We start from the raw sequence: 12,870 nt of genomic DNA, 5'->3' as shown, positions 1-12,870 counted from the left end.
AGTAAAGGATACGAATTAAACAAGAACACACGAAGTTTTATTCTTTCTCTTGAAAAGCGCGCGCAAGAGGATGAGATGCATCATAGACTTTCATTAAATGCTCAATCGATACATGAGTATACCGCTGCGTCGTGGACAGAGAAGCATGCCCGAGAAACGTTTGGATGGTGCGTAGGTCTGCCCCTCCTGCAAGAAGATGCGTAGCACACGTATGACGCAATGCGTGAGGGTAGAGATCCGCCCGACCCGCTCCTATCATACCATATCGATTGACCAAGCGCTGCACCGCTCGCACACTAAGTCTACCCCCTCGATGATTCAAAAAAAGAGGCTCAAGTTGATTTTTCGAAGGAACTGCTACTGTTTGGTGAATTCGTGTTTCAAGATATTTTTTAAGAGCCTCCTGACAAAGGCGCCCCAAAGGAACCACTCTCTCTTTGTTCCCCTTCCCCTGTATGCACACTTGCCCTCCTTCCCAATCGATATCCTGAATATTGACAGATACCAACTCACTCACACGAAGCCCAGATCCATACAGCAGCTCTAAAATAGAAGCATCCCGCACAGACATCTTACCCTCAAAGCCAGGAGCTTCAACCACCTCTTTGGCCGCATCCGCGGATAAGCAAAGGGGAAGCCCACGCCGCACCTTGGGGGTAGCAAGCGCATCAGCAGGGTTGACCTCAATCCATCCCAGCTGATGAAGCCACCGCATCCAAGCCCGCACCGCCGCAACAGCTCGCGCCATCGAAGAAGTGGCATGCGTGTTGACCATCTCCCCAAGCCACCGCCGCAGAAGCACAAGATCAATACCCCGAAGAGCACTTAAGGGATCACTAGAACCTCTACGACAATCCTTCACAGTTTCAATAAAACGAGATAAACTAGCTAAGTCTCTTCCATAAGACTTTACCGTATAGGGCGACACTCGCCTCTCTACTTCCAAATGCTGAAGAAACGCCTGAATCGCCTGTGGAATCGTCATGTTGGCTTTGTAACACTCTCTGCCAGCTTAGAAAAGCCCCTTGGATTTTAATCCCACTCTACTTGGAAAATGACTAATTTAACCAACAAAAGAAAAAATCACCACATGCTTCTCAGCATAAATAGAAACTTTTATATGTGTAGATTTCCAGTTTACCATGCAACAAAAAAACACTTGGATGCACTCCCACTTATATTCGAAATTTCCAAGCAATAAAAAACTTCTAAAAAATAAACACCAGTTTAAACAATATTGAAGAAGCATGATGAATCTTCAAATCTATCTCGCATGAGATACAAATGAAAATTTTTAATATCTTAAAAAAAATTTTTGGACATACAATTATTTACTTTGTATACTTCTTATTAATAGGAGAGTTTATCCTTCGCCTTCCATTTATAAGAAACCGATACATTCCCTTTTTAAACACACCTCCTTTATTTAAATATGATCCTTTACTCAAGATGGTTCATGTACCATTAGCAAAATCAAATTATGAAGGCGAAGGAAAATCGTTCGTCCAAATCAATAGCCACGGTCTGCGAGATATAGAATATTCTCTAGAAAAACAAAATAACACAATAAGGATTGCCATCCTAGGTGATTCTTTTACAGAAGCGATTCAGGTACCTCTAGAAAAGACATTTTGCAAACAAGCTGAACAACACTTAAAAAAATGTCCATTTTTTCAAGACAAAAAAGTAGAAATAATAAATTTTGGCGTTTCAAGTTATGGAACAATACAAGAATTTCTCGTTCTACAGAAAGATGTCTGGGATTACTCCCCAAACATGGTTATTATCGCCATGTACACTGCAAATGACATCATGGATAATAGTCCTGATTTTTTAACACGTCATCCTCGTCCTTATTATGAAATAAAAGATAACAAATTAATTCAAACAAGTCTTCGTCACTTCAGCGCAAAACAAGTTAAAATTCAAGTCAAAAATATTATACACTCACATTCAAATCTTCTTTACCTAATCTCATCACTGAGAGGACAATTAGCAATAAAAAGAAGAAGCCAAAAAGAAATACCAGATTTGGAATCCGGTGATGTTCTTGAATTAGGTGAGAATTTAGGCATTTATCGTCCACCTACAGATCAAAAATGGATTCATGCATGGCAATTAACTGAAGATTTTTTGCTCGCTATACATCGAGAAACCCAACTTCATTCTGCAAGTCTACTAATAATGACACTAAGTAATGAATTGCAAGTTTTTCCCTATTACAACCAAGTTAAAGATTTCATGTTACGCCATCATATTAATGATATTTTCTATCCAGATCACAGAATTTCTGAATTTGCTAAAACAAACCATATTCCTATTCTCACATTAGTTCCAATCCTTCAACAATTTGCAAGGTCAGAAAAAAAATGTATTCATGGTTTCTCTAATTGTATTCCATGCGGCGGACATTGGAACGAATTAGGACATGAATTAGCAGGAAAAGCACTCGCTGAAAAAATATGTGCAGAAGCTTCTTCTTATTTTCATCAAAACTAATTTTTTTTTTGACATCAATGATATAGAAAGATAAAAAGGGTGCAAAATTTAAGCATTTAATATTGGGTTAGTTATTCTACTCCAGTCATGCAAGAAGAAATGAGCTATATTCCTACAACCAACCAACTGCCCTCAGACAGAAAATTTGGGTTGACCTTTGGCTCTATCCTTCTGGCAATCGCTTTATTGCCTCTTTGGCACAGTGAACCCATCCTAAGATGGGCCTTATTCCTTGGAGTTCCTCTCCTCATCCTAGGGGTTTTGTCTCCCCACTTACTTCACCCCCTCAATCAAAAGTGGATGCAACTTGCTCTTCTCCTCCATACAATCATAAGCCCGTTGCTCCTCGGTCTTCTTTTCTACGGCGTGTTTACACCCATTGGGCTATTCCTCCGCTGGAGAGGAAAAAATATCCTCTGTCTTCAATTGGAGCCAGAACAAAAGAGCTATTGGATATTTCGCAAATCTACTATCTCTTCTCAAAGCTTCCGCAATCAATTTTAGTACTTTCTCAAAAATCAAAGGGAATCTGTCATGTGGCCTGCCCTCCAAGAGCTCCTTTATTTCTTATGGATTAGAAAAAAAGGCTGATGCAGATAAGGAGGGATTTGAGATGGCGAGGTCGCGGTGCTGCTGGAAAAATTCCTGTATAGTTCTCCAAAAGAGCAGTAGATCATTCTAAAAAACACGTCAACTCCTTCGTATAAACTGCGTTTCGATCACATCATACAGGTCTGGAGCAAATGGGGAAGCCAAGTGTGGCGGGGAGTGGTGCGGGTGATGCCTTGGTGAAGTATGGATAGCTGACCTAGGATGACGACGGAGGTGCGGCTTCGGGTTATGGCTGTGTAGATCAATTCTCGGGTCAAAAAGGGGGTGGCTGCTTGGGGAAGTATGAGAGCTACGTGATCGAATTCGGATCCTTGGGATTTATGGACCGTCATTGCATAGGCGTGTTCCAATCTATCGGCCAGCAGAAATAAGGGAAATAAGAGGAGTTCTTCTTGGCAGCCTTGAAAAGATAAAAATGCGACGGCAAGTTCTTGTTCTTTCTCTGCTTGTTTAATCCGCAGCACAATTCCTTGATCTCCATTGCGTAAACCATGGGTGTAATCGTTCTGATACAGCAGAACAGGTTCGCCTGGACAAAAAGGAAAGGATCCTATATAATCCAAATGATACGGTTGGATGAATTTCAGCATATGCTGATGAAGTTTCTGATTGATCTGATCCATCCCTCCCCCTTCTCGAACAAAATAAGTAGCTCCAAGAATCCTGCTTTTTTCGTAATGCAGTAAGAGAGAGCGGAGCTCTGGATACATATCCATGGAAGCCCCGTTCATTGGAAATGGATAGGTGGTCTGAATGACTTTTCTGAGTGAAGAGGCAGGTTCGATATGAGTCTGAAACCACTTTTTGAGAAATGGATCTTCCATCGCAGTCCATTCCCCTTCTAACAATTCAGCGTCTTTCCGGCGGATTGCTTCGAAAGAAAAGGGGCTATCCATGCTTTGAAAGCAGGAAGGAGAAGTAAAAGAAGAGGGGACCTGGCCACTGCGTATTTGATAGGATATGGATAAAATCCCTTCTTCTCTCCTTTCTTCCGATTGGATTCGAAAGTTTTCTGTGAGGCGTGCAGTACACCATTTCTCCTGGTTTTTTTCAGAAGGGATACTGAGAAGGTCGCGGAAGACTGCTCCAGGTTCAACAGAAGGCAACTGATCCACATCTCCTAACAGAATGAAGCGGGTTGTATCACAGAGCGCTTGAACCAGATAGACCATTAGAGAAACGTCTACCATCGAAGCTTCATCGACACAAACCAGCTGGTAAGGGAGTCTGGATAAGGAATGGTGACGGAATGTGTCCGTAGAAGGCACATACCTCAAAAGGCTATGGATGGTTTGAGCTCTCGGAACTTCAGTTAGTAGTTCCCTGTCCTCAAGAGATGGACTGTCTATTGCTTCAAGGCTAGTACGAACTGACTTATCGAGACATCTAGCAGCCTTGCCAGTAGGTCCTACAAGAGCCATTTGGTGAGGGGAAAGGCCTAGACGGACCAACATTCTAAGAATAGAAACCACCACTGAAGTCTTCCCAGTCCCAGGGCCTCCTGTAATCAAGAGAACGTTAGAAAGAGCAGCAGCCTCAACAGCTTTCTTCTGTTCTAAGGATAGCCACATAGGCTTTTTCTTCCAGAATGGAGGACGTTGATATACATCTTGGACTGCTGCATCCATAGCGTTCTTGTCTATCTGCTGTTGTGCACTATCCGCATGACTTTGAACCCATTGGGCGAGCACCTTTTCCATCCTATACAATTTGTGTAAGGCAAGCGCACCTCGTTCTATTACAATGGGTTTCGCCTCCCCACCATGCCCAATGATTGATTGAAGTTCAGTAGGGATATGACTCTCCTCTAACCACCGCATGATCTGTTGCTGAATGCATAAAGGGACTCCCAATTCCTCCATGATGTTCTGAAATGTAGCTTTCCCCTCGCCTCGAAAGGGAAGTCTCGTATGACCATATCGAACACTCAACAGAGAGGCTAAAACGAGAAAACCAAGAGGAGTCTTATGGATCTCAGAACAAGGTGGTTCAACAGATTCGACAATCTCCCACGCGATACTTAAGAGTTCCTCCCCCCACTGTCGCTGTGGAGCACTCTTAAGTAAAGTTCGTATTTCCTCGTAAGCAGAATCCGTCCGTACCCTTTCTCCTCCTCCCCTTTTTAAGAACTGCAACGCTCCAGCACCAAAAGAGGCATAAGAGACGTTCCCGCAACTCCGATTGGAAAAATCCATCTTTCATCGTTCCTTCCGATGATTAGAAATCCAAGGGATAATGTCATCCCACTGAGGACAATACAGGAGAACAGAAGGGGTAGGCGTATGCTCTAACGACATCCCTCTCAAGAAACCAAAGAAGATCCCCCCAAAACGTTCTTGATAATGGATCAACCGATCGATCAACATCATGCGTACCATTGCAGCTGTATATATCTGAGCCTGAAGAACATAATTTCGAAGAACATGTTGACGAAGGGTATCTTCCCCCCAATCAGCCAAGCGGTCACTTTTCCAATCTACAAGATACATTTTTCCATTTTTTTCAAAGCAGCAATCGATCATTCCCCTCACATAGATCTGACCTCCATAAAACTCACAAGACATCTTTCCTTCTCTTTTGCAAACTTCTTCTCTTCGAAATCCAAACTGGTCCATTCCAAAATCTATCCAGAGAGGAAGCGGATAGAGGAATTCTGTTTCTCGTACACAGTTGTCTAAAGAACTGATTCCTTCCAAAAAACAACCATCGCCAAGACGGATAGAACATTTCAAAGCAGTCCATATCCTCCCCTGAATAACCCCCTTCCAAACTGGATCGACAGACCACTGCTCCATCCCTCGTTCCAGGAGAGAATCAACTATAGGATGAGCTATCCAATCTTCTAGAGACAAGGCATCACGTGCCAGAGAAAAAGGCATCTTTTCAAGAAGAAAGTGGAGGAGAAGACCAATCTCTGGACCAGGTGGAAGTTGACTCGATAGGGTCTGTCCAGATAGATTAATACGCTCTAAAGGGACTAAAACACGCTCTTGTCCTGGGGAATCATATTTCCTACTATTCCCCTTGAGCTTGGTATAAGAGGTTATCCAAGCACCCAACCTTTTTTTCTTTAAATCAGAAAAGGAGGACCAATCTTTCTCTCCTACCTTCATATTCATAAAAGAAAGGGAGTCAGGGAGAGAGAGCCTCTCTGTCTTATCTCCATCCGATAAAAAAGAAGATTGAGATTTGACAGAAAAAAGTTCTTTCAAAGAGGTATCTTCTTCCCTAATCAGATCCGTCAACCGTTGATTGAGACGAGCATAAGGTCCTTTAATGTTTTTCTCCTGTCCTGAAATCCAGGGAAGATAAAGACGCAATCGTGCTCTTGTCAAAGCCACATAGAGAAGTCTTGCTTCCTGTTCTTCTTGTTCCGCTCGGATCCTTATTGCTAGGTCAGGAGGCGGGCGCCCTATATACACAACACGTTCTCTCTGGTCATTCGAAAAAATTCCAAGAGAACGGGAGCGAGTGCTCTGTCCAATTCCAGCGGCAAGGAAGACTACTTTGGCCTCAAGCCCCTTCGATGCATAAATCGTCATGATTTGCACTGCATCCTCATGAACAGAAGCACGCAGAGGATAAGAGTCCTCTTCCTCATTCTTCTGACTAGCCTCCCTAAGGGAATCAATGAGCATGACCATATCCTGCAAGGTGTAAGAAGGAGATGCTTGAGCATGATCAAGCAATACTTCAAAGATATGGGCATAGGTAGTAAGAGACAACCCCTCTGGATCCCGAAAAATAAGCCTTTGTGCAAGTCCACTTTCTTTCCACATCTGAGAGAACAAGGAGGAATAATCTTTTTTCTGAGCCAGCGTATGCCACTCAATCAGTCGAGCGCGAAGAGGGTGTGCGCATAAGAGATTCTGAAGATGAGCGATCATTTCCAGAGAAATGTCAAAAAACGGGGTCAGCCATGCGCGCATGCATTGAGAAAAATCAAATGGATCAGCAATCGCTTCTAGAACTGTCTTTACATGGATAGCTTGTTTGGTTTGGAAGAGACCAGGAGCTTTATGAAAAATATATCGAATCCCGTATTGTTGAAAGACAGAAGCAATACGATATGCATCGTTCCATGTACGTGTAAGGACAAACACATCCTTCCCTTTTACAGAGTTCGATATCCCTTTTTTAAGGCATCGAAAGGCAGAAGAAGGAGTCAGAAGTTCTTTGAGTGTGCTGGCGATTTGAATGCTGAGCTCTTCGAAAAATTCTTGTTTCTTCTTTCTGCGTTTCGGTAATCGAGCAGAAGGGCCAATCAACTTTTCACCTATTTGCTGCGCATCAGAAGGAGAAAGTGGTAATAAAACCACTGGAGAGGTATCTGGTCCAATTATCTGATGAGCTTCTTTGTCTGAACTTCCAGAAACGACGGGATGATCATAGCGCACCTCCCCCTGAAACAGAGCTGCAGCACCAGCATTCTGATCCAATAAAGCGTTACAAGCAGAGATAAGGACTGAGGTGGATCGATAATTTTCCTCGAGATAGACTACTATACCCCCGTGCTGCTGAATAATCTCCTTGGCTATCAGATAAGTGTCTAGATGGGCTCCCCGAAAACCATAGATGGCCTGCTTTGGGTCTCCAATTAAATATAAACAATTTTCCCCTGGGCTTTCTATAAACAGCCTATGAAAAATAGACCACTGGACTTCATCCGTGTCCTGAAATTCATCAATAAGCGCATATCGATAGCGAGCACGCCATTGGTTGACAAGAGATCTCCCTTTTTCCCCCTGTATGCTTCGTTGAACCACCAGCAACATATCATCAAAATCGTAAAGCCCTTCCCTGCGCTTTTTCGCTTCCATCAACCGAGTCAGGGGGGGGATCAAAACATGAGCAAAAGCAGCTTCAAGAGGAACCACAGCGTGTCGAATTCGAAGGAGAGCACCTGCCAAAAGCTTATCAGAGTCACATGGACTTTCATGGACTGTAGTCCACAGCTGTTCCAACCAATCTACAAAAGGGGTCTGTTCGAGATGGACCCAAAGACGAATAGGATCACGCTCATTAAGAAATTCATCTTTTAATGAAGCCAATCGGTGGATTTTTCTTTCCGCGGCATGGGCTGTATTGGCATGCAAGCCAGCAGCCTTAAGATTTCCTTTCAAAGAAGAGCAAATTTCCTCCCAAGGAAATGCCATCAGAGCTTCAAGAAAAGGTTCTACACAAATGTTTTCAGGCTGCCACCTTCCACGCTCCGATATACAGGAATAGAGTAATTCTTCCAATTGCTCAACGTCCCATCCAACTTCCAAAGCGGTTTCAATCCAACGTCGGGTTTGTTGATCCTGGGCAAGATCACAACAGAGGGCATCCCGAAACACTTCCGCAAAAAGAGCCTTTCCATCCACTTTCCTTTCTTGAAAGAGACGACCCTGTTCGAAAGCATGTCGAGCTAGCAGATGATGACAGAATCCATGAATCGTCGAAATCGAAGCCTGCTCGAATGAAAAAAGAGCAGAATGAAGTTTGTGAACGGCATCCCAATCCAGTTGCCACCGATCCGGAGAGACAGATTCCCCTTTAGGAAAGGATTGCACGAGTACCTTCAATTTTGTATACAGTCGATTTTTGAGATCCCGTGCCGCTTTTTCAGTAAAGGTAACTACAAGGATTTGTTCAATTTTTACGTCTGTCTTGAGCAGCAACTCAACCAAAAGATTTTCTAGAAGAAATGTTTTTCCCGTCCCTGCCGATGCCTCAATCAGCGCATGATGACGAAGAGAAATCGTATTCAGAAGAGACGGTCGAATCCAAGCAGATTCCATCACGGTTCTATTGACCTCGTCATATGGAAAAAAAGACCAAAGCGCCTCTCGAGAATTTCTTCGATGTCCGCTAACGAAGGTAATGGATAGCGTTGGTTCAATTCAATAGCATGTCCGTCTTCCCTCCCAGAATTCCGTACCTCCTCCATCCAAGTCTCCACTACCTTGACATCTTGAGACTCCTGAAACATCACAACCGCTTCAAAAGGGAAAAAGTAAAAATGAGGATTCTTCAACAAATCAGAAGCAATCTGATGAAGATAATCCAATGCCTTCTGAGTGGAGAACGAAGGGAAGTAAATGGTTCGAACAGAAGGGGTTGGATCGACCGTACATATGTGCGCCGGATAGGGAGCCTCTCCATGGATCATCCCTGCTGCGCAGAGGGTCACATATTTCAGAAAACATCTAAGCTTCTCTTTCTCTTTGTGAAAACGAGTGGTTGCTGCACTCCGTCGAAACAGAAAAATTCCATTATTCCCTGCGAAAGCGTTTACGATCCCCGAAAGCTCAAGAGAATGCCTACCTTGAGAAACCAGAGTAGAATATCCCCCCTTTAGTAAAAGAGGAGCGAGTACTTCCATAGCCCCTCCACCTTCCCAAGGAGATCCAAAACAAAGAGTCTTGATCTGTTCATGAGGGACACCCAATTGATCCCGAACAACCTTCTGCCACCCAAGTAAAATATGCAGATGACGCCTACGCTGAGCATCAGCAAACCAACCGACTGGCAATTCCCCCTTGAGCCGACGAAGAGAAACTTCCTCATCGTATACTTTTTCTAGAGGCAGGCCTCCATTACAAGCGTGAATCCATACAGCATGTAAGAAAGATTCTGCTTGCCACGGATGCATTTTAAAAAAAGAGGGCTCATACGGTTCCCCTTTTTGACTAGGTTTTTTAAGACCTAGAGAGGTCCTAACAAACTCCTGCAGAGGATCCTCCAAAAATCGTCGAAGAGACCGCAGAGAAATTCGCTGGGCAATGACTTTTAAAGCAATAGAGGGCGAAGAAATTTCTGTTACCCGTTCGAAGTGTCCCTGACAAAGAGCCAAAGCAGAAGCCTCAGCATATGCAATAGGATGGATGCTCTCTTCCTCTGTCCCCCCCTCTTCTGGAAATAAACTAGGGAAAAGACGTGGATCGTAACGACAGGGATAAGGTGAGCGAACAAGCAACGATTCCGTCTGATCCACCAAATAGTCCCGTTGCACGATCTGAATGAATTCTTCAACCAAAAGGGATGGTCGAGTGCGTTCACCTGATTTGGCGTCCTGATTCACATAGGATAAATACAGGCGTTCGCGTGCAGACAAAAGAAGACTCAAGAGTACGGACGCATCCCGATCGCGAGACGAATAGATGGATAGCATTTCACCCCTGGGTTTCACCTTCCACATCTCACCATCACAAGAAAAAGGGGAAGTCTCACCAAAGCCAATCCCAAAGACTATTCGAAAAGGAAGCCCCTCTAGCCTGGAGACGGGACCAATCCTCACTCCTCTTCCCCCTCTGGAAACAGAAAGCTGGTGGAGCGATGATTGAATCAACTGATGAGCTAATTCAAAGGAAATAGGAAAGTCCCCTGGATAATGACTCCCCATAGAGGAAATATGCTGTTTGACTTCAAGAAAAGCCTGTGTATCCTCTCCTCCAGCAGGACGAATATACATAGAAACCAGATCACAGAAAAAGCAAACCCACTCTTTCCCAGTTAGCAAAGAAGAACGAGCAAACCGTATATCAGCTAGTAGTGAACGAAAAACACTAAGCAATTGAGCAACGACATGCATTTCAGAAGGAGAAGTTTCCACAGGAAGTATGCCCATTTTTCCTGCTCGAAAAGGGGCTCCTGAAGAATGAAGATCTCCCGCCATGAAGATGCCTAGTGCAAGTCTACGCAATGCGCGCTCCCAATTCGCAAGATCACCGCGGAAGGGGTCCTGTGATCCTGTCTCCTCCGCTACCCCCACAATAGCCCCAAAACGTTTTAGGTATCGTTCCCATAGTTCAACTCCTTGACCATCCGTCCAGTGGATGCATGCAGGATGACGGATCAATCGAATCCATTCCGAATACGTAAGCTGTTTTGCTGGAAGTCCTAGAAGAATATCGATAGCCTCTACCGAAGGATAAATAGAAGAAAGAGGAATATCACACATGACATGGGGGATCCCATGCATCTCTTCAAACACAGCAGAAATGTGAGAGACATACCGCGACCACTCCGCATCCGAGACCATAACGGCTATCTCATCAAAACAAAGCGAAGCGCCCGGCCTTGCCTCTTGTCCATGATTGTGTCGAATCCACTTCCAGATTTCTTCTCCAATCGTTTCCAGTTCACGCCGAACGCTTGAACAAGACAGGATAGAAACACTCTGATCGGTTTTCCATTTTTGTCTGTCCTTTTCCTCTCGCACTGTCCATGCGCGTGTCAAAAGATCATGTTGGAGATAATGCAAAAGAGAATTTCCATCCTTTAGAGGATCATGGAAACAATCGATCCGATTTCCCTGAGTCAGATCGTCCAGCATGCGTACATGGGACTGACTCACTTTCCCCAATGATTTAAGAAGGACGGGATCAAAAGGAAAAAGTTCTTTTCCTTCTTGCATGGATCCACCTATCTCCTGCCCAACCGATGCTGTCCTTTCACAAAAGATATGGCTCGGCATGCATTCAATATCCTCCCAATATTCCTGACATGGATTCATGCTAAACACCCATAGATCAGCCTTGTCTGAAAGACGTCTAAACAGCTCATAGATACCTTTTGGGAAGAAAGGAAAGCCAAAGAAATAAAAAGGACCTCCCCCTTTCCAGAAGAAAGAGAATTCCTGATGCAATAAAGAGACAAATGGAACAGAGTGGCTGCGAGCCGTTATCAAGCCACCGGATTCCACATTTGCTCTATTGAAGATCATATTCCAGAGGAAAGCCCTCCATAACTCATCTGCATTGTCTCCATCCTGGTGGACGGCTCCTGACTCAGTCCATCGTAAAACCTTTTCAGGATCGTGAAAATGATATTCCTCAAAAGAGGACGCCACTTCCTCCGCTAACTGAAAGCACCTTTGTGCATGAGCCTTTGGATCCCCCATCGCACGCTGAAGGTAATATCGAACAGGGGCTAATTCTGGTCGTTCAAGAATCTCCTCGCTATGAAAAAGGTCAAGCAGGAGATTGCGCATCACTTCCTTATCTGCATAACGGGAACAAGGATTAAAGCAGAATAAAATCTCTTCTAACCATTCAGACAAAGTATGTGTTTTGAGCGATCCAATCATCTTTTTTGAAGAAGATGCTGCACGCATCTTGACATACTCCTCAACACTTCGATTAGGAACAATCAGATGCGCGAGTTTAAAAATGCTTTCCCGCTGTTCCATCCTCTCCGCCATCTCATCCACGAGCTCTTCTTGACGATTCGAATACACAACGTACAGCATCTTCCCTAGTACTTATCTTTAGCGCTCGGGCTTATTTAAGGAAAGCCTTTTCACTATAAAGTCCCTCCTTTCCTTCCTTTTTTATTGCTGCTTGACCCAGTAAGTCAACCACATCAACAATTGAATCTGCTCAATACTCCCCAGTCTCACCTCCGGACCAAGTCGAAAAGTGAGGTGATATGTGCCTCCTAAAGGACGTTTTTGGAATTCCATACGTCCAACGGCTTTGATCGCATCATCATCCCATCCTTGATTAATCCTTTTAACCAATCTTCGCGAAGAATTACTTTTCCCCCTTCAATTTTTCCAAGTCCATCCCAAAAATAGGCACCATTCTTGCCGATAATTGGTAACCCATACAGGACCTACGTGAGACAATGTGTCGCACAAGAATGATCCTGTTTCACACCGACAGGGTTCCTCGGCAACATGCAATCCAAGATACTTTTCTACTTCACACTTACAGCAAGCTGCTCCCACCTGACATGATACCGATCGCGATATGGCCATTCAGATCTATCCCG

General features: G+C 44.0%; 7 protein-coding genes. 2 read left to right on the top strand and 5 right to left on the bottom strand.

The features are described from left to right. Window positions 1–37: 37 nt before the first annotated feature. The gene (locus BCY86_RS04235; protein ID WP_083604182.1) at window positions 38–985 is read right to left on the bottom strand and encodes a tyrosine recombinase XerC; all 948 of its coding nucleotides are present in this window, start codon (window positions 983–985) and stop codon (window positions 38–40) included. Window positions 986–1,284: 299 nt separating this feature from the next. Here BCY86_RS04235 and BCY86_RS04230 point away from each other — a divergent pair, with 299 nt between their 5' ends. Together BCY86_RS04230 and BCY86_RS04225 are read left to right on the top strand one after the other, a co-directional pair. Then, the gene (locus tag BCY86_RS04230; RefSeq protein WP_075276624.1) at window positions 1,285–2,499 is read left to right on the top strand and encodes an SGNH/GDSL hydrolase family protein; all 1,215 of its coding nucleotides are present in this window, start codon (window positions 1,285–1,287) and stop codon (window positions 2,497–2,499) included. 99 nt (window positions 2,500–2,598) lie between these two features. Then, the gene (locus tag BCY86_RS04225) at window positions 2,599–3,003 is read left to right on the top strand and encodes an SxtJ family membrane protein (protein ID WP_083604181.1); all 405 of its coding nucleotides are present in this window, start codon (window positions 2,599–2,601) and stop codon (window positions 3,001–3,003) included. A gap of 215 nt (window positions 3,004–3,218) precedes the next feature. On the opposite strand, the gene recD is transcribed toward BCY86_RS04225, so the two are convergent. The 4 genes from recD to BCY86_RS10065 all read right to left on the bottom strand — a co-directional run bounded on the left by recD (window position 3,219) and on the right by BCY86_RS10065 (window position 12,616). Next, the gene (recD, locus tag BCY86_RS04220) at window positions 3,219–5,306 is read right to left on the bottom strand and encodes an exodeoxyribonuclease V subunit alpha (RefSeq protein WP_075276622.1); all 2,088 of its coding nucleotides are present in this window, start codon (window positions 5,304–5,306) and stop codon (window positions 3,219–3,221) included. Window positions 5,307–5,309: 3 nt separating this feature from the next. Further along, entirely contained in the window at window positions 5,310–8,894 is a 3,585-nt protein-coding gene (locus BCY86_RS04215) for a UvrD-helicase domain-containing protein (RefSeq protein WP_075276621.1), read from the bottom strand. Beyond that, the gene (locus tag BCY86_RS04210; RefSeq protein WP_075276619.1) at window positions 8,894–12,346 is read right to left on the bottom strand and encodes an exodeoxyribonuclease V subunit gamma; all 3,453 of its coding nucleotides are present in this window, start codon (window positions 12,344–12,346) and stop codon (window positions 8,894–8,896) included. The genes BCY86_RS04215 and BCY86_RS04210 overlap by 1 nt, the downstream gene beginning before the upstream one ends. An 81-nt stretch (window positions 12,347–12,427) precedes the next feature. Beyond that, window positions 12,428–12,616, bottom strand: a complete 189-nt coding sequence (locus tag BCY86_RS10065; protein ID WP_075276617.1) for a hypothetical protein — start codon at window positions 12,614–12,616, stop codon at window positions 12,428–12,430. Between the last annotated feature and the right edge of the window lie 254 nt (window positions 12,617–12,870).

It is taken from the genome of Pajaroellobacter abortibovis, from assembly GCF_001931505.1.
Taxonomy (GTDB): Bacteria; Myxococcota_A; Polyangia; order Polyangiales; family Polyangiaceae; genus Pajaroellobacter; species Pajaroellobacter abortibovis.
The sequence above is the reverse complement of the archived record's forward strand: the minus strand, read 5'-3'. Positions and strand labels throughout refer to the sequence as shown.

Bases quoted from the DNA above. Each gene is read 5' to 3' on its own strand.
- BCY86_RS04235 (WP_083604182.1), bottom strand. From the start codon at position 985: ATGACGATTCCACAGGCGATTCAGGCGTTTCTTCAGCATTTGGAAGTA.
- BCY86_RS04230 (WP_075276624.1), top strand. From the start codon at position 1,285: ATGAAAATTTTTAATATCTTAAAAAAAATTTTTGGACATACAATTATT.
- BCY86_RS04225 (WP_083604181.1), top strand. From the start codon at position 2,599: ATGAGCTATATTCCTACAACCAACCAACTGCCCTCAGACAGAAAATTT.
- recD (WP_075276622.1), bottom strand. From the start codon at position 5,306: ATGGATTTTTCCAATCGGAGTTGCGGGAACGTCTCTTATGCCTCTTTT.
- BCY86_RS04215 (WP_075276621.1), bottom strand. From the start codon at position 8,894: ATGGAATCTGCTTGGATTCGACCGTCTCTTCTGAATACGATTTCTCTT.
- BCY86_RS04210 (WP_075276619.1), bottom strand. From the start codon at position 12,346: ATGCTGTACGTTGTGTATTCGAATCGTCAAGAAGAGCTCGTGGATGAG.